Source organism: Ramlibacter monticola (assembly GCF_016722785.1).
In the GTDB taxonomy this organism is placed as follows: domain Bacteria; phylum Pseudomonadota; class Gammaproteobacteria; order Burkholderiales; family Burkholderiaceae_C; genus Ramlibacter; species Ramlibacter monticola.
On sequence record NZ_JAEQNE010000003.1, the window covers coordinates 246794 to 264171 of the forward strand.

Here is a 17378-nt window from a genome sequence, read left to right on the forward strand (position 1 = left end):
CGGACAAGCCATGAACCAACGCGAAGCACGCGAGCCTCGCTCCGGCGCCCGACGCAGCGGCGCGCCCTCCACCGGGCCCGCGGCCGATCCACTGCGCGCCCCGCCGCCCGTGCGCCTCGGCAACCGCGCCTTCGGGGAGTGGCTGCAGGGCCGCCTGGAAGGTGGGCCGCCGCCGCGCCCCAGCCCGGTGGCTGCCGCGGCGCGGGACGGACTGCCCGCTGCGCTGGGTTCGGGCCGCCCCCTCGATGTGCGCACGCGCGCCAGTTTCGAACCGCTGCTGGGGCAGGACCTGGGCGCCGTGCGCGTCCATGACGACGCGGCCGCCGCCGCGCTGGCGGGAAGTCTCGGCGCACGCGCCGCGACGCTGGGGCGGCACCTCGTTTTCGCCGGCGGCCAGTTCGCCCCGGATGCACCGGCCGGCCGCCACCTCCTGGCGCACGAACTGGCGCACGCGGTGCAGTTGGCGCACCTGGCGCCGAGCCTGGCCGCACCGTTGACTCGGCGCGGCTCCGCGCTCGAATGCGACGCCGAGGCCAGCGCCGAGCGCACCGCCCGGGGGCTGCCCGCGGCACCGCGCCTCCGCGCGCAGGCGCCGGTCATCGCGCGCGTTCCCGACGGACTGAAGAACCAGTCGGAGCGCGACGCGGAGGCCTACAACCACAAGCGCGTGGCCGAAGCCCTGTCCTCCCTGAGCTGGGCCGAAATCAAGAAGCGCATGTACGCCGCGATGATCGGCGGCTTGCGCTCGGCGCAGAAGGCCGCGTTCGACGCGCTGCGCGCCAGCGTGGCCGCGATGGACGACGGCCCGGGAAAGAGTGCGCTGGAGGAGCTCGTCACCGTGTTCGACGAGTTCGTCGGCGTCCTCATCACGCTGGTGCTGGCGGTGGCGGGCATCGTGGTGGGCTTCGGCGAGGGCGTGGTCGACATGGTGAAGGGCCTGTTGCAGCTGGTGGTCGGCATCCTCAAGTGGATCGGCCTGGTGCTCTACGGCTTCATCGACGACATGGAGGCGTTCAAGCAATACAACGAAGAGATCGTCGCGGCGGCACGGAACCTGGTGCCGGGGCTGAAGAAGATCGTGAAGGACTGGATCGAGCGCTTCGAGAAGTCCTCGATCGACGAGGGCACCCTCATGATCGGCGAGCTCACCGGCCAGATCCTGGCGCTGATCGCCAGCTGCGGGTTCGCGGCGTCGAAGGCGGGGCAGGTCCCCAAGCTCGCGCTGGCCGCCGACATCCCGATCATGACGGCGCGCGGCGAGTTGGTGCTGTCGAAGGTGGCCGTGGTGGTCGACGTCTCGTCGCCCGTGGCGGCGTCGGGCCTGGTCGGCACGCAGGCCATGCGCGTGACCGGAGGCCCCGGGGACGGGCCCCCCAGCGGCGGCGGCAGCAGCGGCGGCAGCGGCGACAACCCGGACTTCAAGGACCTGAGCGACAAGGAGATCGACAAGGCGCTCGAGCCGCTGCAGGACAAGGGGCCGAAGAGCGGGGGCAAAGGTGGCGGCAGGAAGGCACCGCCCGGCGTGCCGGCGCTGCCGGTGGAGGAGGTGGTCGCCGAGGGCGTCAAGCGCCTGAAGGCGCAGGGGGTCTCGGGCCTGGGGCCGCGGGAATACGGCACCAAGCTGCACGCCGCGGTGCGCGACATCGTTCTCGAGCGCACGGGGCAACCCGCCAACGGCTGGACGGTCGCGGCCGAGGAGCAGCTGGGCAAGGTCGTCAAGCTGCGCCCCGAGTTCGCCGATCTCACGGTGGAGAAGTACATGGAGGTCTGGGGCATGACCAAGCGCTATCCCGCGCTGCCGGAGAAGTTCCGCGGCACGGTCATCAAGAACCTCAAGCCCGATGTCTTCGTGCGCGCGCCGAACGGCCGGGCGCTGGTGTGGGACCTCACCTCCAAGCTCGATAGCGTGCACCTCGCCAAGACCATGTTCTACGCCGAGTTGATCGGGCGCGAGCTGGGGGGCTTCTTCCGCATCGCCGAGTCCTACTGGCGCAAGATCTTCTGAACAGCCCGACGGATGGCATCGAGGCCGTCCACGGGACCTACGCGAAAAGGTGCTTGTGGCCGGCGCATCCACGACCGTACCCTGATCGCTCTCACCCGCGGCCTTCGCGCCGCGCCCTCACGCAAAGGGGACTCACCATGCCAAGCGCGTTCTCCGGCCGGGTATTCGACTTCACGCAACCCGATGGCACGCCCATCCGCCTGCGCGGCTGGGGCAACCAGTTCCACGCCGTATTCGAAACACTGCAGGGCCACACCGTCGTGAAGGATCCTGCCTCGGGCTTCTTCCGCGTGGCGGCGCTGTCGGCCGACGGGCAGTCGCTGCAGCCGACCAACGTCCCCGCCCATGCCCCGGCTGGCGCGGTGGCGGGCATGCCTCGCGGCCTGCGCGTGCCACACGCAGCGGCCCTGGCGGCGCTCAGCACTTCGCCGCTGGCGCGCACGCGCCAGCGCTGGGAGGAACGGCGCGAGGAGCGCCGCCAGGCACTGCGGGCGCTGCGCAGCGCCGCGGCCGCGGGCGGGCCGCTGCTGGCCCCGCCCCGCCGCGAGACGGTGGGCGACTACCTCGGCCTCTGCCTGCTGATCGACTTCAGCGACGCGCCCGCGACGATCCAGCGCGAGGAGGTGGAGCGCTTCTGCAACCAGAGCGGCTACAACGGCTTCGGCAACCACGGCTCCGTCCACGACTACTTCCTCGACAACTCGATCGGGCGCTGCCGCTACACCAGCCAGGTGCTGCCGTACTACCGCGCGCAGCACCCGAAGACCCATTACACCGACCCTTCGGTCCCGTATCCCCAGCGCGCCATCGAGCTGATCCAGGAGGCCCTCGCGCACCACCAGGCGCTCGGCACGAACTTCTCGGGCCTCACGGCGGACGACAAGGGCTTCATCTACGCCATCAACGTCTACTACGCCGGCCCCGTCACCAACAATTGGAGCGAGGGGCTCTGGCCGCACTCGCACCACCTGACGAGCGCGCGCCAGTTGGCGCCCGGGCGCAGCGCCTTCGACTACCAGTTCACCGCCATGGGCAGCGAGCTCGAACTGGGCACCTTCTGCCACGAGAACGGGCACATGCTGTGCGACTACCCGGACCTGTACGACTACGGCTACGAATCCAGCGGCGTCGGCGCCTTCTGCCTCATGGGCAGCGGCAACAACCGCGACGAGAAGAACCCGATCTCGATCTGCGCCTACCTCAAGCGGCTGGCCGGGTGGGCCAACACCATCCAGCAACTGGAGCACGACCGGGTGGTGTCGCTGGCGGCCGGCACCAACGATTTCGCCATCTTCCCGCGCAACGGCCGCGAGTACTTCATCCTAGAGAACCGACAGCGCGCGAACCGCGACGCGGCCCTGCCGGACGAAGGGCTGGCGATCTGGCACGTCGACGAGGACGGCGACAACAGCAACCAGGAGATGACGGCGGCGAAGCACTACGAAATCTCGCTCGAGCAGGCGGACGGCCTGTTCCAGCTCGAACGGGTCCGCGGCACCGATGGCGACGCCAACGACCTGTATGCCGGCTCCGCCGCCAGCTTCTCGGATGCGAGCACCCCCGACAGCCGCTGGTGGAGCGGCGCCTCCTCGAACCTGATCATCGACCGCATCTCGGCCTCGGGCCCGACCATGAGCTTCCGGGTGCGGACCTCGGACGTCGAGACGCCGTCGGCCCTGCTCACGAAGAAGTCCACGCCCGCCCGCGCGATCCCCGACGACGACCTCGAGGGCATTTCCGACCGGATCGTCGTCGACGAGGACGTGCAGATCTCCGCCGTCCGCGTCGACGTCGACATCACGCACACCTACCGCGGGGACCTGCAGGTGATGCTCGCCACGCCCTGGGGTTCGGAGATCGAGCTGAAGCCGCAGGGCAGCGGCGGCAGCGCCGACAACCTGAAGGCGAGCTACGACGCGGCCGCCGTGCCGGCGCTGGCGACGCTGCGCGCGCACGGTTCGAAGGGCCCGTGGACGCTCACCGTGCGGGACCGCGCGCAGGCGGACACCGGGCGCCTGAACGCCTGGTCGCTGCAGATCGCCTCGGTGGACGTGCCCGTGGACCAGGTCGAACTGTCCGAGAGCCCGGGCGCCGCCATTCCCGACCATCCGGCCCCCGGCATCGAGCGCACGCTGAACGTGGCGCAGGAGTTCACCGTCGGCAGCGTGGAGGTCGACGTCGACATCGCGCATTCCTGGGTCGGCGACCTCCGACTCACGCTGGTGTCCCCCGGCGGCAAGCAGGCTCTCCTGCAGGACCAGATCGGCGGCGGCCAGCGCACCCTCACGCGCACCTTCGCGGCGGCCAACACGCCCTCGCTGGCGGGGCTGGCCGGCCAGCAGGCCCGTGGCGGCTGGAAGCTGAAGGTGCAGGACGAGGTCGCCCGCGACGACGGCAAGCTGAAGTCCTGGAAGCTGCGCGTGCGGCGCGGGTGAGCGTCCGCGGCTAGGCGCGGGCCTGGACGGTGTGCCGGATGGCGGACAGCAGGACCTCCGGCGGCTGCGCACCGGACACGGAGAACTGGCCGTCGAACACGAACAGCGGCACCCCCGAAACGCCATCGGCCGGCGCGGGGGCGTTCGCGGTCGCCAGGGCGTTTCGCGCCGCGTCGGCAGCGACGCCCAGTTCCCGCGCGACGGCGAGCAGCGTGTCGCGATCGCCGATGTCTTCGCCGCGCTGGAAGTAGGCGGCGAACAGGCGCTCCAGCATCGCGTCCGCGCCCACCGGCTGCTGCGCGGCGAGCGCCAGCAGGGCGTGGGCCAGGGTGGTGTTGGGGAAGCGCGCGATGCGCGCGAAGTCGACCTCGACGCCCGCCTGCGCCGCGGCCGCCTTCACCTGGGCCTGCCGCGCGAGCACGGCTTCGGGGCTGCCCAGGCGCTTCAGGTAGAACTCGGCGAACGGCCACCCTTCGGCCGGAACCTGCGGGATCAGCTGCACGGCATGCCATTGGACGGCGACACGCACATCGGGGTCCGATGCGGCGAGTTGCTGCAGCGCGCGCGCCAGGTTCCGTTTGCCGATCAGGCACCAGGGACAAATGAGCTCGACGTAGACGTCGATGCGTAGATCTAGAGGCATGGCGCCAGTGTAGATCCTGCCCGCGGGACGACCGGCTGTCGGCCCGCGGGCGACGCGGTTGCGAGGCGCGGCGAGCTGCGGCCAAATGTCGCCCTTTCATCGACCCATGGAGCTTCCCATGCCGTCTGCCTTGCCCCTCTTCACCCTGTTCCACGTCATGCTGAGCATCCTCGGCATCGTGGCGGGCCTCGTCGTCGTGGGAGGCCTGATGGCCGGTGTCCGCTTCGACCGCTGGGTGGCCGTGTTCCTGGGGGCCACGCTGCTCACGAACGCGACCGGCTTCGGCTTCCCGTTCGCGCAGTTGCTGCCCTCGCACATGGTCGCGATCCTGTCGCTGGCGGTGCTGCCGTTCGCCTTCATCGCGCTCTACAGCAAGCACCTGGAAGGACGGTGGCGCCAGGTGTTCGTCGTGGTGTCGGTGCTGGTGCTCTACCTGAACGTGTTCGTCCTCATGGCGCAGTTGCTCCAGAAGGTTCCGCTGCTGGCGGTCCTGACGCCGGCGCCGGACACGCCGGCATTCGCGCTCACCCAGCTGCTGGTCCTGGCCCTCTTCGTCGGCATGGGCCGCGCCTGCCTCCAGGGCTTCCGCGCGCAGGGGACGGCGGCCACGCGCTCGCCCGTCGGGGTGGCGAGGCCTTTCGCGTAGCGCCCGACGCGACGCGGATCATCCTCCCCGCTGCCGTTCGCCCGCTCCCGGCCGCCGTGCCAGCGTCCGCAGGACCTGCTCCTCCATGGCGTCCGCGGCCGGCATGCCGGCCGCTGCGCGGCTGCGCAGCAGGACCACGGGGAGGGCGGGAAGCGCGGGCATGCCGTGCCTGCGGCCCAGGATCTCGAAGCCGGACGGCACGCTGCAGCGCGTGAACAGCGCCACCGCGAGCCCGGCTTCCACGGCGGCCAGCATGCCCGCGGGGCTCGCGCTCTCGCACACGACGCGATAGCGCTTGCGGTGCGAGCGCAGCGCGGCTAGTGCGGCGCTGCGGGCCGAGCTGCCGGTTTCGTAGATGGCGATCGGCAGGGGCGTGGCGCGCCAGGCCTCGTGGCGGGCCGGGGCGGCCCACACGAGCGGCTCCTCGAACAGCGGCTGGCCGCGTCCCGCGCGGTCGGTGGTGACCACGGCGATGTCCACCTCTCCCTTCAGGACGCGGGGGATCAGCAGCGTCGACTGCTCGCAGACCAGCGTGAGCTCCACGCCCGCATGGCGTTGCGCGAAGTCGCGCAGCACCGGCGCCAGATAGGGCACGGCGTAGTCCTCGGGCACGCCCACGCGCAAATGGCCCTGGAGGGCTTCGCCCTGCATGGCCTGCACGGCCTCGTCATGCAGGGAGACCAGGCGCCGGGCATGCTCCAGCAGTTCGCGCCCGGCGGGCGTCAGGTCCAGGCGGCGCGGCGTGCGCACCAGCACGGGCCGCCCGACCGCCTGCTCCAGCTTCGCGATCTGCATGCTCAGGGCCGATTGCGAGCGGTGCACCTGGCGGCCCGCCGCGGTCAGGGAGCCCGCGTCGACGGTGGCGATGAAGGCGCGCAGCCAGTCGAGCTGGAGATCGGTGGAAGGCATGCCGGTTCCCTTGGGCCATTCGATTCCCTGATGGTAGCCCGGCGAAAGATTCGCTTTGCGCGGCGCCGGGGCGACTTCACACTGAAGGCATGTCCTCGCGCCTGCAAGTCCCTGCCGCCCACGCGGCACCCCGCTCCCTGCCTTCCGCCTCGGCGCGGCGCACGCGCGAGGGCCAGGCCCTCATGGTGGGCGGCGGCGTCCTGCTCGGCACGGTTGGCGTCTTCGTGGAGCAGGCAGCGCAGCATCCGGCGACCACGGTGTGGTTCCGCTGCGTGTTCGGGCTGGCCGCACTGCTGGCGTGGGGCGCGGCGACCGGGCGCTGGCGCGAGCTCGCCGGCCTCCGGGGCCGCGATCTCGCCGCTGTCACGAGCGCGGGCAGCCTGATGGTCGCGAGCTGGGGCTTGTTCTTCGCGGCGATCCCCCTGTGCTCCATCGCCGTCTCCACGGTCGTCTTCCACCTGCAGCCCTTCTGGCTGCTGGCCCTGGGAGCTTTGGTCCTGCGCGAGCGGGTGACGCGCGGGCAGTGGGGCGTGGCCGGCATCGCGCTCGTGGGGCTCGCGCTGGCCAGTGGCGTGGCGGACCACGACGCCGCGTGGTGGTCCGGACGCAGCGGCTATGCCCAGGGGCTCGCCCTGAGCCTCGCCGGCTCGCTGCTCTATGCCGGGGCCGGGCTGATTGCCAGGAGCGAAGGTGAGCGCGTAGGCTCCTTCGCGCTCGCAGCGGGGCAGTGCAGCGTCGGCGCGCTGGCCCTCGCCGCCTGGCCCCTGGCCCACGGCCTCCCGGCGTGGGGCGCGGCCTGGGGATGGCTCGCCGGACTGGGCGTGCTGCACACGGGACTGGCCTACGTGGTGCTGTACGCCGGCATGGCCCGCCTCGCCACCGGCCGGATCGCCCTGCTGCAGTTCGTCTACCCCGCCACCGCGGTGCTGGTGGACTGGCTGGTGTACGGCCGCGCGCTGAGTGCGCTGCAGCTGGGAGGCGTCGCGCTGATCGGCGGGGCCCTCTGGACCTTGCGGCGATCGGAATAGCCCCGCGTGCTGCGGCTCAGTTCAGCAGCGCGGTCGCGATCAGCCCCGTCGCCAGGGCGACCAGCAGGAAGTCGCCGTCCACGTTGACCCACTGGTGGCCGTACGGAGGCGCGTAGAGCCCCCGGTACGCCCGCCAGTCGTTCACGTAGTAGGCGCGGTCGCGGTACTGGTACGGCAGGTAGCCGCCCTGGTAGAAGCGCGGCGCGGGCGCGCGATAGACCGGCTGCCGGCCGTAGTCGTAGCCGTGGCCATAGCCGTAGCCGTAGTTCGGTGCCGGCTGCACGTGCCGCTGCGCCTGCGCACCCGCGCGGAAACCTTGCTGGAAGCCGCGGTCGACGCGACGGTCTTCATGACGCTCGGCGCGGCCGTCGTGGCGTTGTTCGAAGCGCTGCTCGAAGCGTTGGTCGCGGTCGTGGCCGCGGTTGTCGCCATTCCATTCGCGGGCGGAAGCGAGGCTGCTGAAGCCGAGGGTGCCGGCCAGCGCGGCGCAGAGGAGGGCGGAAGTTTTCATGGGTACTGCTCCTGATTGGATGCAGTGATGGTGCGCCCGCGACTTGTCGCCCGCGCGAAGGGGCCACGGAGGGCGTGCAAAGGCAGGTAAGCGGTTGTGCCTTCGGGGCCGGACTGCCTCGGCGCGAAGCACCGGAAAGGCCTACAGCGTGAAGTCGAACACCTGCCTCAGCACCGTCTCGCCGCCCTGCCGCACCAGGTACTCGCCGCGGTAACGGCCCCGGGGCCAGCCGCCGGCGGGCCGGCGCACGCCGGCGAACACCATGCTCTGCGCCTGGTCGCGCGGCAAGGGCCGGGCGGTGCTGGAGGCGAGCTCCACCCCCTCCGGTCCCGTCAACGTCAGCGTCTGCACGTCACCGGCCTTCAGGCCGATGGCCCTGGCGTAGGCCACCAGCACCGCGGCTTCCGGGGTGGGGAGGGCAGGCTCCTCGTCGATCGCATCGATGCCGAGGGGCTGCGTGGCGAAGCCGGTGTTCAGCACCGAGCGCGGTTTGTAGGCGAGGGCTTCGCGCAGTTCGGGCCGCCAGAGGCTGCGGCCGGACCGGCAGGCGCCTTCCGCCGCACCGTAGGCGAAGGGGTCCACGATGGCACGCCCTTCGCGCACGGTGAAGTGCAGGTGCGGGTACTCCGTCCGGCCGGAGAGGCCCACGCGGGCGATGACGTCGCCTGCGCGCACCGGGTCGCCCGCCTTCACCACGATGCTGCCCCGCGCCAGGTGGCAGTACTGCGTCTCGAAACCGCCTTCGTGGCGGATGACCACCCCGTTGCCGCACTCGCGTCCCTGCACCGCGGACGTCCCGGTGGCGCGGACCGAGACGTCGGCGACGCCGTCGCGCACGCGCGCCACCTGGCCGTCCGCGGCTGCGAGCACCGCCACACCCTGGCGCTGGCGGACCAGGCTGGGAAGGCGGAAGTCGATGCCGTCGTGGCCCTCGTAGCTCCTGGTGCCGCACTGGTAGTCCCTGGCGCCCGGGCCGGGGTCGCGATCCACGTAGTTCTGGATCTCGCAGTCCACGCCCGGGCGGCACTGGATCGGCAGCGCGAGGCTTGGCGCCACCCCCTGTGCCGCGGCGAGGGGCGAGGCGAGCAAGACTGCGAGGACCAGGGCGATCACGGGCGTGCGGCGGTCAGGCCGAGCCGTGCGGGGGCGTGACTTCCCGCCGCGGATGCGCGAGGAAGAAGCGCAGCATCTGTTCCGTGGCATCGGGACCCGCGGGGTCCGTGTAGCTCCCCTGCGGGCTGCCGCCGGACCACGCGTGGCCGCTGCCATGCACCTCCCAGTGCTCGGCCAGCACCTCGCCCCCGGGCGAGCGGTGCACGCGCTGCGTGTAGCTGCGGCCACCGGCCACACTCTGCCTGCGCGCCTCGGGATCGCGATCGCTGCCGGCGCTGGCCCGGACCACGTCGTGGCCGTTGGCGGGATGCACCGTCTGGTCCGCATCGCCGTGGAACACGATCGTGGGCACGCCGGACGCGGCGCCGCGCGCGGCACTTCCGCCGGATCGCATGGCCGCCAATGCCGACGGCAGACCCTTCGCGGCGCCGGCGGCGAGCCCCGAGTGCACGCCGACGGCGGCGTAGAGGTCGGGATAGGCGTCTCCCAGGATGGCGGCCATCGCGCCGCCCGCGGACAGGCCGGCGACGTACACGCGCGCGGGATCGACGCCGTGGCGCGCCATCACGCTGCGGGTCATGGCCGCCAGCAGCGCCGGCTCCCCCCGTCCGCGCTCCTGGTGGCTGTGCTTGAACCAGTTCCAGCAGCGCTGCGGGTTGGCCTGCGTCGACTGCGCGGGATACAGCACGAAGAAGCCTTCCCTGCGGGCCGCCTCGTTCATGCGGGTGCCGGCGGCGAAATCGTCCGGGTCCTGGGTGCAGCCGTGCAGCATCACGACCAGGGGCAGGGGCCGCTGGCCTGCCTGCGGCGGCACATAGAGCTTGTAATCGCGCTGGGCGCGGCCATCGCCGCCGCGGCCCGGGACGAAGGTGCCACCCGATGAGGGACGCGGCGTCGCCACGTCCGCCTCCTCGCGCTGCGGCAGGGGCGTGGCCGGCGATGGGACCTCGCGCGCCTCGACGTCCAGGACGATGGCGTCCGCGTTCGGCGGCATGCCGGCGGCGGGCTTCGCAGGGGATCCGGTCAGCGCCGCCTTGATGAGGGCGGTCGCGGCGGCCAGGTTGCCGCCCCGGACGAGGCGGGTGGCGTCCTGCATCAGGTGCTGGAGTTTGGGGTGCATGGGGGGCGTCAGGTTCAGCGGACGCGCTGGCTCAGCGCGGCCTTCACGGCGGGACTGGCGTGCAGCGCACCCAGGACGGTGAGGGAGGAAATGGTGGCGAGCGCGAGTTCCGGCGTGACCGCCGGCTCGATGGTGGCCAGGCCCAGCACGCGGATGTCCAGCATCTGGCCCGCGGCCTTCAGCGTCTCCAGTTCTTCCCGGGTGACGTGGAGCACGCCCAGCGCGAGGGTCTTGCGCGCGGCGGCCTGCCGCACCGACTCGGCGTGGGCAGCGAGCTGGTTGCGGATGGCCGTCCGGATCAGGTCCGTGCGGTTGGCATAGAAGCCTTCCTGCACCAGCAGGTCGATCTGCCCGAGGTCGACGCAGCCCAGGTTGATGGTGATCTTCTCGTCCAGCGGCCTGGGGGCGGCACTGGCGGAGCGGGTACTTGCCTTTGGCATGTCGCCATCCTAACACCATCTACTTGGATGGTGAGTGGCTGCTCTCCAAGCTCAGCTGTAGGCCTTTGGTCCCATTGAAGAGCCACAATGGCGGCACGGATGATCTCCCCAAACGAAGGAGTTACTGCCATGGGTGTCTCGTCTCGCACACTGGTCATCGGCATGTTGGGGATCGCCTCGGCCGCGGGAATCCACGCCCAGGCCCTGACCCCGGCGCAGGGCCTGCTCAACGACCGCTTCATCTTCAGCGCCGGCCTGTTCCTCGTCGGCACGGACATCAGCGCGAGCCTGAACGGGCAATCCACCACCAACCCGGCGATCGACTTCAACGAAACGGTGGGGCGGGACAACAACGCGACCCGCGGCCGCATCGACGCCATGTGGCGGTTCGCGCCGAAGCACGTCGCGCGCTTCGTGTACTTCAACTACAACGCCACCAAGTCGCGCGTGATCGACCGCGACATCACCTTCGGCGACACGACCTTCAACGCGGGCGGCAACTTCTCCGCGAACACCAAGTTCTCGGTCTACGAACTCGATTACGAGTACGCGTTCCTCAAGCGCCCGGACTACGAAGTCGCCGCCAGCTTCGGCGTCCACTTCACGGACCTGAAGCTGAACCTGTCCGGCACGGGGACGGTGACCGGCCCCGGCGGCAGCACCACCGCGAGCGGCTCGGTCTCGAAGGAAAGCGACCTGCCTATGCCCTTGCCCGTGATCGGCGTGCGGGGCGGCTGGGCGGTGTCTCCCCAGGTCTTCCTGGACGCGCGGCTGCAGTTCTTCCAGCTCAGTTCCAACGGCTACGACGGCCACTGGTCCGATGCCCACGTCGGCGCCACCTGGATGTTCACCCGCCACTGGGGCGTGGGGCTGGGCTACGACTGGTTCACCACGAAGGTGGACGTCACCCGGACCAGCTTCAACGGCAACCTGAAGCTCGGTTATTCGGGCCTGCAGGCCTTCGTGACAGGCACCTTCTGAGCGCTCACGCAGGGGGGCTGCTCACGCCCTGGGCGTCCGGTTGAACGAGGCGCGACGGGAGAATCGACGCAGCACGCGCCACGATTCCAGCGTGGCCAGGAGCGACCAGAAGGCGGCCAGGAAGAAGAGCACGCCTGCCACGGCGGCCAGCGCTCTGCCGTCGGCGGTGAACGTGAACCATCCGAGCACCGTGGCGCCCGCGAAAAAGGGTGCGTTCATCGCGACGGCCGCGGCCCAGACCCATCCCGGGCGCGCCAGGGACGCGGCCCCGCGGATTCGGTACCCTTCCTGCCGGTTCACATTCGTTCGCGGAGTTGTCGATCGTGCCCGATCATGCACCGCGGCGCGAGTCCGGACCACAATGGGCAGCCTTTGCCGCGGAGGTTCCATGACGTCCGGCGTCGATACCGCATTCACCGGCTCGGTGGCCCAGTGCTACGAGCGCTACATGGTGCCGCTCATTTTCGAGCCCTCTGCCGTCGACCTCGCCCGCCGCGTGGCACGGGCCGCCCCGGGTCGGGTGCTGGAACTGGCCGCCGGCACCGGCGTGGTCACGCGGCAACTCGCAGCGATGCTCGACGCCTCCACAGGCATCGTCGCCACCGATCTCAACCCCGCGATGATCGAGGAAGCCGCGCGGGTCGGAACGGCACGGGCCGTGGAATGGCGCCAGGCGGACGCGATGCAGCTTCCGTTCGGGGATGCCTCGTTCGACGCCGTGGTTTGCCAGTTCGGCGTCATGTTCTTCCCCGACAAGCGGCAGGCCTTCGCCGAGGCGCGCCGCGTGCTGCGGCCGGGGGGCCTCTTCGCCTTCAATGCCTGGGGCCCGATCGCCGACAACGAGTTCGCCGATGCCGTCACCAATGGCCTCGCCACGGTGTTCCCGCAGGACCCGCCGCGGTTCATGGCACGCACCCCGCACGGCTACCACGACGCCGCGTTGATCCGGCAACACCTCGCGGCAGCGGGTTTCGCGCGTCCACCGGAGATCGAGACCGTGGCGTTCACCAGTCGGGCGGCGTCGCCGCGGGTCGCGGCGCTCGCCTACTGTGGAGGCACGCCGCTGCGGGGCGAGATCGAAGCCCGCGACCCGCACGGCCTGGAACGCGCCACCCAGGCCGCCGAAGCGGAACTGGCCCGCCGCTTCGGGGCGGGAGCGATCGAAGGGCGCATGGAAGCGCTGGTGGTGACCGTCAGCGCGTAGAACGGGGCCGCTTCAACCCCGGGTGCCGGCCTTCCCTCCCGTCAGGGGTCGATCGAGCAGATCGGCGCTCTGGAGCAGCGCGGCCAGCACCATGTCGCGCGAGGCCGCGACCTGTTCCTCGGCGATGCGCGAGGCGGCGTCCGCGTCGCCCCGTTCCAGCGCGGCGAGCAAGGCTTCGTGCTCGTGCTGCATTTCCACGCTGCGGTTGCGGGAGGCGAGCCCGAAGTGCATCACGCGCGTGGTCTCGTCGAACACCTGCCCGAGCAGCTTCACGAAGCGCAGGTTGCCGCTCGCCTGCGCGATGCCGAGATGGAAGTCCCGGTTCGCCTCGAGGAAGCGCAGCGTGCTGGCAGCGTCGCCCGGAACGTAGCCGCGCCGGCACACCGCATCGACCTTCTTCAAGGCCCGCACGTCGATGCGGCCCGCGGCCAGGCGGGCGGCGGCCGGTTCGAGCACCAGGCGCAGGCCATAGAGGTCGTGGACGTCCCGCAGCGTGATCGGGCTGACCGCGAAACTGCGGCGCGGCGACGCGGAGACCAGGCCTTCCTGGCGCAGCCGGGACAGCGCCAGCCGCACCGGCGTCTTGCCGAAGCCGTAGCGGGTGACCAGGCTGGCTTCCGAGATGGCGGCGCCCGGGGCCAGCACGCCGGACAGGATGTCGCGGCGGATCGCGCCGTAGACCTGGTCGGTCAGCGGCGGCAGGTCCGCGTTGCGGGCGTCAGACGAACGTTCTCGCACGGCAGGGCGACTCGGCTATATTGGCACCTTAGCTTAACCTTTTTGACATGTCAGATTCGGCCATCGGACATTCGGCACCGACCGCGCCTTCCTTCGAGTTCGACGCCGTCGCCGACCGCCTGCAGTGGTCGTCGACCAAGTGGGAGAAATACCGCGGCCAGGACGTGATCCCGCTGTGGATCGCCGATATGGACTTCCCCGCGGCGCCGGCCATCCAGGACGCCATCGCGGCCCATGTCCGGCACGGCAACTACGGCTACATGGCGCCGCCGCGGGAACTGGCGCGCCTGCTGGTCGACGACCATGCCTCGCGCTACGGCTGGGAGGTGCAGCCCGAATGGATCGTCTGGCTGCCCGGCCTGGTGCTCGGGATCAACCTGGCGGTCAGGACCTGCTGCGCGCCGGGCGAGCGGGCCGTGTCGTTTTCGCCCGTCTACCCGCCCTTCCTCTCGGCACCCGGCATCCAGGAACGCGGCCTCGTCGACGTGCCGCTGCGGCCCACGAATGCCGCCGGCACGGAGTTCACCATCGACTTCGCGGCGCTGGAGGCGGCCCTGCAGGCGTCGCCCGCGGCGCGCCTGCTGCTGCTTTGCCATCCCCACAACCCGCTCGGGCGGCTCTTCACGCGCGAGGAACTGGATGGCCTGGCGGCGCTCTGCGAGCGGCACGACCTGCATGTCTGTTCCGACGAAGTGCATTGCGACCTGATCCTCGACGAGGGCGCCACCCACGTGCCGTTCGCGAAGCTCCTGGCCGAACGCTCGCCGCGGCTGCTGGCGCGGACCATCACCCTGCACGGCCCCGGCAAGACCTACAACATCGCCGGCCTCGGCATCGCCTGGGCGATCATCCCGGACGCCGGCCTGCGCCAGCGCTTCAAGGCGGCGATGGGGCGGCTCGTGCCCGACCCGTGCTGCTTCGGGTTCACCGCGCTGAAGGCCGCGTTCCTGCACGGCGAGCCCTGGCGGCAGGCCCTGCTCGCCACGCTGCGGCGCAACCGGGACCGGGTGTCGGCGGCGCTGGCGCGCATGGGGCTGCCCCACACGCACCCCGAGGTGTCCTACCTCACCTGGATCGATGCCCGTGCCCTGGCGGCGCAGGTCGGCTCTCCCGCGGCCTGGTTCGAACGACACGGTGTCGGCCTGTCCGACGGCGCCGACTTCGGCCGCCCCGGCTACCTGCGACTGAATTTCGCCGCGCCGCCCAGCCTGCTCGAGGAGGCGCTGCAACGCATGGAACGGGCGCTGGCCCGCCGCACGGAGCCCTTCGCGCCGGACGCTTCCGCGGCAGCCGCGCTGTTCGCCTGATTGACCACCACCCCTGGAGACAACATGCTCAAGAGCAAATGGACTCGTTGCGCGCTCGCCGCGCTGGCGCTCGCCGCCACCGCCGGAGCCGCCTCGGCAGGCCCCACGCTGGACGCGATCAAGAATCGCGGCACCCTGGTGTGCGGCGTGCACACCGGCCTCGTCGGATTCTCCGCGCCCGACAAGGCCGGCAAGTACGCCGGCCTGGACGTGGACTACTGCAAGGCCCTGGCCGCCGCGATCCTCGGCAGCCCGGACAAGGTGAAGTACGTGCCGCTGACGGCGCAGCAGCGCTTCACCGCGCTGCAGTCCGGTGAAGTCGACATCCTGTCGCGCAACACCACCTGGAACTCCAAGCGCGACACCACGATGGGTTCCGTGTTCGCCGGCACCTGGTTCTTCGACGGCCAGGCCTTCGTGGTGAACAGCAAGAAGAATCCCAACGTCAAGAAGCTCGCCGACCTGAACAAGGCCTCGGTGTGCGTCGAGACCGGCACCACCACCGAGCGCAACATGGCCGACTACGCGCGCGCCCACAAGCTCACGTTCAAGCCGGTCGTGTTCGAGGGCCAGGAAGCCACCGAGAAGGCCTTCCAGTCCGGCCGCTGCGACGCCTACACCACCGATGCCTCGGGCCTCGCGGCGATGCTGGTCAACCTGCCTTCCAAGGCGGACTACACGGTGCTGGCCGAGATCATCTCCAAGGAGCCCCTGGGCCCCATGCTGCGCCGGAACGACCAGGAGTTCTTCTCCATCGCCCGCTGGATGATCTTCGCGCTGCAGCAGGCCGAGGAGTCCGGCGTGACCCAGGCCAACGTCGCCAAGATGAAGGCGGAAAGCAAGGACCCGGTGATCCAGCGCCTGACCGGCGCCACCGGCGAGGTCGGCAAGGGCCTGGGCCTGGACGCCGATTGGGCCGTGCGCGCCATCCAGGCCGTGGGCAACTATGGCGAGAGCTATGAACGCAACATCAAGCCCCTGGGCCTGGCGCGCGGTCCGAATGCCCTGTGGAACAAGGGCGGCCTGATGTACCCGGTGCCGATGGACTAAGCTCCGCGACCGAGCCGGGTGTGGCGCACCCCTCCCGGCGTCCGCGGACGCCCCCGGGGGGCGCGCCGTTGCCGCGCCTGGCGCGACCTCTTTTCCTTGAACGTTCATGTGGGGCTCCGGGCGCGTCCGCCGCTTCGTCTATCAAACCGCACTGCTGCTGCTGATCGCAGCGGTGGCGGGCTATGCCGTGCACAACCTGGTGCACAACCTGCAAAGCCGCTCCATCACGATGGGATTCGGCTACCTCACGCAGGAGGCGGGCTTCGACATCTCCGAAAAGCTGGTCGCCTACGACGCAGGGCGTTCCTACGGGCGCGCGTTCCTCGTCGGCCTGCTCAACACGCTGTTCGTGTCGGCCTGCGCCATCTTCGTGGCCACCTTGCTGGGGCTGGCCCTTGGCATCGCCCGCCTGTCGCCGAACTGGCTGCTGCGCAAGCTCGCCGGCGGCTACATCGAAGCGGTGCGCAACGTGCCGCTGATCCTGCAACTGTTGATGTGGTACGGCATGCTCACCGAGCTGCTTCCTCCGGTGGGGCAGGCCTGGCGCATCGGCGTGGCCTACCTCAGCCAGCGCGGGGTGACGCTGCCCTGGCCCGAGGCGCATGACGCCTGGTGGGGCGCCTTGCTGGGGATCGCGGCGGCCGCCGTGGTTTCGCTGCTCTGGTCGAAGCGTGCGCAAGCCGTGCAGGCGCGCACCGGCCGGCTGCTGCCGGTGGGGTGGCCCAGCCTGCTGGCCTTCGTGCTGCTGCCCTCGCTCGCCTGGGCCGCCCTGGGCGCGCCGACCAACTGGTCGCAGCCCGCGCTGGCCGGCTTCGACTTCGAAGGTGGCAAGACCATCTCGCCCGAGTTCCTCTCGCTGTTCGCCGGCCTGTCGATCTACACGGCCGCCTTCATCGCGGAAATCGTGCGCGGCGGGCTGCAGGCCGTGCCCAAGGGGCAGGTCGACGCGGCGCAGGCGCTCGGTCTGTCGCGCGCCCAGCTGCTGCGCCTCGTCATGCTGCCGCAGGCGCTGCGCGTGATCATCCCGCCGCTGACCAGCCAGTACCTGAACCTCACGAAGAACTCCTCGCTCGCGGTGGCGATCGGCTATCCCGACCTGGTGAGCGTGTCCAACACCACCCTCAACCAGACCGGCCAGGCCATCGAGGCCATCGGACTCATGATGGCCGTCTACCTTGCCATCTCGCTGGCGATCTCCGGCCTGATGAACTGGTACAACTTCCGCGTCCGGCTGGTGGAGCGCTGACC

The 17378-nt window shown here is 70.9% G+C and carries 17 protein-coding genes; 9 read left to right on the forward strand and 8 right to left on the reverse strand.

Translation table 11 applies throughout. The features are described 5' to 3' along the window. The first annotated feature begins 10 nt into the window (after positions 1 to 10). Together JJ685_RS14545 and JJ685_RS14550 are read left to right on the forward strand one after the other, a co-directional pair. Entirely contained in the window at positions 11 to 2005 is a 1995-nt protein-coding gene (locus JJ685_RS14545) for an eCIS core domain-containing protein (RefSeq protein ID WP_201674986.1), read from the forward strand. A 137-nt stretch (positions 2006 to 2142) separates the two neighbouring features. Continuing rightward, complete coding sequence (locus tag JJ685_RS14550) at positions 2143 to 4440, forward strand: M6 family metalloprotease domain-containing protein (protein ID WP_201674987.1); 2298 nt, start codon at positions 2143 to 2145, stop codon at positions 4438 to 4440. A gap of 10 nt (positions 4441 to 4450) precedes the next feature. Here JJ685_RS14550 and JJ685_RS14555 read toward each other — a convergent pair whose 3' ends face one another. Continuing rightward, positions 4451 to 5083: a DsbA family oxidoreductase gene (locus JJ685_RS14555; protein WP_201674988.1), complete on the reverse strand. Its 633-nt coding sequence runs from the start codon at positions 5081 to 5083 to the stop codon at positions 4451 to 4453. A 118-nt stretch (positions 5084 to 5201) separates the two neighbouring features. On the opposite strand from JJ685_RS14555, the gene JJ685_RS14560 reads away from it, so the two are divergent. Continuing rightward, on the forward strand, positions 5202 to 5729 hold the full coding sequence (locus JJ685_RS14560; protein ID WP_201674989.1) for a hypothetical protein: 528 nt from the start codon (positions 5202 to 5204) through the stop codon (positions 5727 to 5729). Between the two features lie 18 nt (positions 5730 to 5747). On the opposite strand, the gene JJ685_RS14565 is transcribed toward JJ685_RS14560, so the two are convergent. Then, complete coding sequence (locus tag JJ685_RS14565) at positions 5748 to 6638, reverse strand: LysR family transcriptional regulator (RefSeq protein ID WP_201674990.1); 891 nt, start codon at positions 6636 to 6638, stop codon at positions 5748 to 5750. A gap of 89 nt (positions 6639 to 6727) precedes the next feature. On the opposite strand from JJ685_RS14565, the gene JJ685_RS14570 reads away from it, so the two are divergent. Further along, positions 6728 to 7666, forward strand: coding sequence for a DMT family transporter (locus tag JJ685_RS14570; RefSeq protein ID WP_201674991.1), 939 nt, complete (start codon positions 6728 to 6730; stop codon positions 7664 to 7666). 16 nt (positions 7667 to 7682) lie between these two features. Here JJ685_RS14570 and JJ685_RS14575 read toward each other — a convergent pair whose 3' ends face one another. The 4 genes from JJ685_RS14575 to JJ685_RS14590 all read right to left on the reverse strand — a co-directional run bounded on the left by JJ685_RS14575 (position 7683) and on the right by JJ685_RS14590 (position 10850). Next, positions 7683 to 8177, reverse strand: a complete 495-nt coding sequence (locus JJ685_RS14575) for an RcnB family protein (RefSeq protein ID WP_201674992.1) — start codon at positions 8175 to 8177, stop codon at positions 7683 to 7685. 141 nt (positions 8178 to 8318) lie between these two features. Further along, positions 8319 to 9290, reverse strand: coding sequence for a M23 family metallopeptidase (locus tag JJ685_RS14580; protein WP_201674993.1), 972 nt, complete (start codon positions 9288 to 9290; stop codon positions 8319 to 8321). Between the two features lie 13 nt (positions 9291 to 9303). Beyond that, entirely contained in the window at positions 9304 to 10410 is a 1107-nt protein-coding gene (locus JJ685_RS14585; RefSeq protein WP_201674994.1) for an extracellular catalytic domain type 1 short-chain-length polyhydroxyalkanoate depolymerase, read from the reverse strand. A 14-nt stretch (positions 10411 to 10424) separates the two neighbouring features. Beyond that, entirely contained in the window at positions 10425 to 10850 is a 426-nt protein-coding gene (locus JJ685_RS14590; RefSeq protein ID WP_201674995.1) for a CopG family transcriptional regulator, read from the reverse strand. Positions 10851 to 10979: 129 nt separating this feature from the next. Here JJ685_RS14590 and JJ685_RS14595 point away from each other — a divergent pair, with 129 nt between their 5' ends. Next, positions 10980 to 11831, forward strand: coding sequence for a hypothetical protein (locus tag JJ685_RS14595; protein ID WP_201674996.1), 852 nt, complete (start codon positions 10980 to 10982; stop codon positions 11829 to 11831). 21 nt (positions 11832 to 11852) lie between these two features. Here the strand turns inward: JJ685_RS14595 and JJ685_RS14600 are convergent, their stop codons facing one another. Further along, positions 11853 to 12050 (reverse strand): hypothetical protein, encoded by a 198-nt coding sequence (locus JJ685_RS14600; protein WP_201674997.1) that lies wholly within the window; start codon positions 12048 to 12050, stop codon positions 11853 to 11855. Positions 12051 to 12219: 169 nt separating this feature from the next. On the opposite strand from JJ685_RS14600, the gene JJ685_RS14605 reads away from it, so the two are divergent. After that, complete coding sequence (locus tag JJ685_RS14605; RefSeq protein ID WP_201674998.1) at positions 12220 to 13035, forward strand: class I SAM-dependent methyltransferase; 816 nt, start codon at positions 12220 to 12222, stop codon at positions 13033 to 13035. 12 nt (positions 13036 to 13047) lie between these two features. Here JJ685_RS14605 and JJ685_RS14610 read toward each other — a convergent pair whose 3' ends face one another. Then, the gene (locus JJ685_RS14610; RefSeq protein WP_201674999.1) at positions 13048 to 13773 is read right to left on the reverse strand and encodes a GntR family transcriptional regulator; all 726 of its coding nucleotides are present in this window, start codon (positions 13771 to 13773) and stop codon (positions 13048 to 13050) included. Between the two features lie 47 nt (positions 13774 to 13820). Between JJ685_RS14610 and JJ685_RS14615 the strand changes: the two genes are divergently transcribed. From JJ685_RS14615 to JJ685_RS14625, 3 genes are all read left to right on the forward strand, one after another. Further along, positions 13821 to 15080, forward strand: a complete 1260-nt coding sequence (locus JJ685_RS14615) for a MalY/PatB family protein (RefSeq protein ID WP_201675000.1) — start codon at positions 13821 to 13823, stop codon at positions 15078 to 15080. Positions 15081 to 15104: 24 nt separating this feature from the next. Continuing rightward, entirely contained in the window at positions 15105 to 16130 is a 1026-nt protein-coding gene (locus tag JJ685_RS14620; RefSeq protein ID WP_201675001.1) for an amino acid ABC transporter substrate-binding protein, read from the forward strand. A 106-nt stretch (positions 16131 to 16236) separates the two neighbouring features. Beyond that, the gene (locus JJ685_RS14625; protein WP_201675002.1) at positions 16237 to 17376 is read left to right on the forward strand and encodes an amino acid ABC transporter permease; all 1140 of its coding nucleotides are present in this window, start codon (positions 16237 to 16239) and stop codon (positions 17374 to 17376) included. The last annotated feature ends 2 nt before the right edge of the window (positions 17377 to 17378 follow it).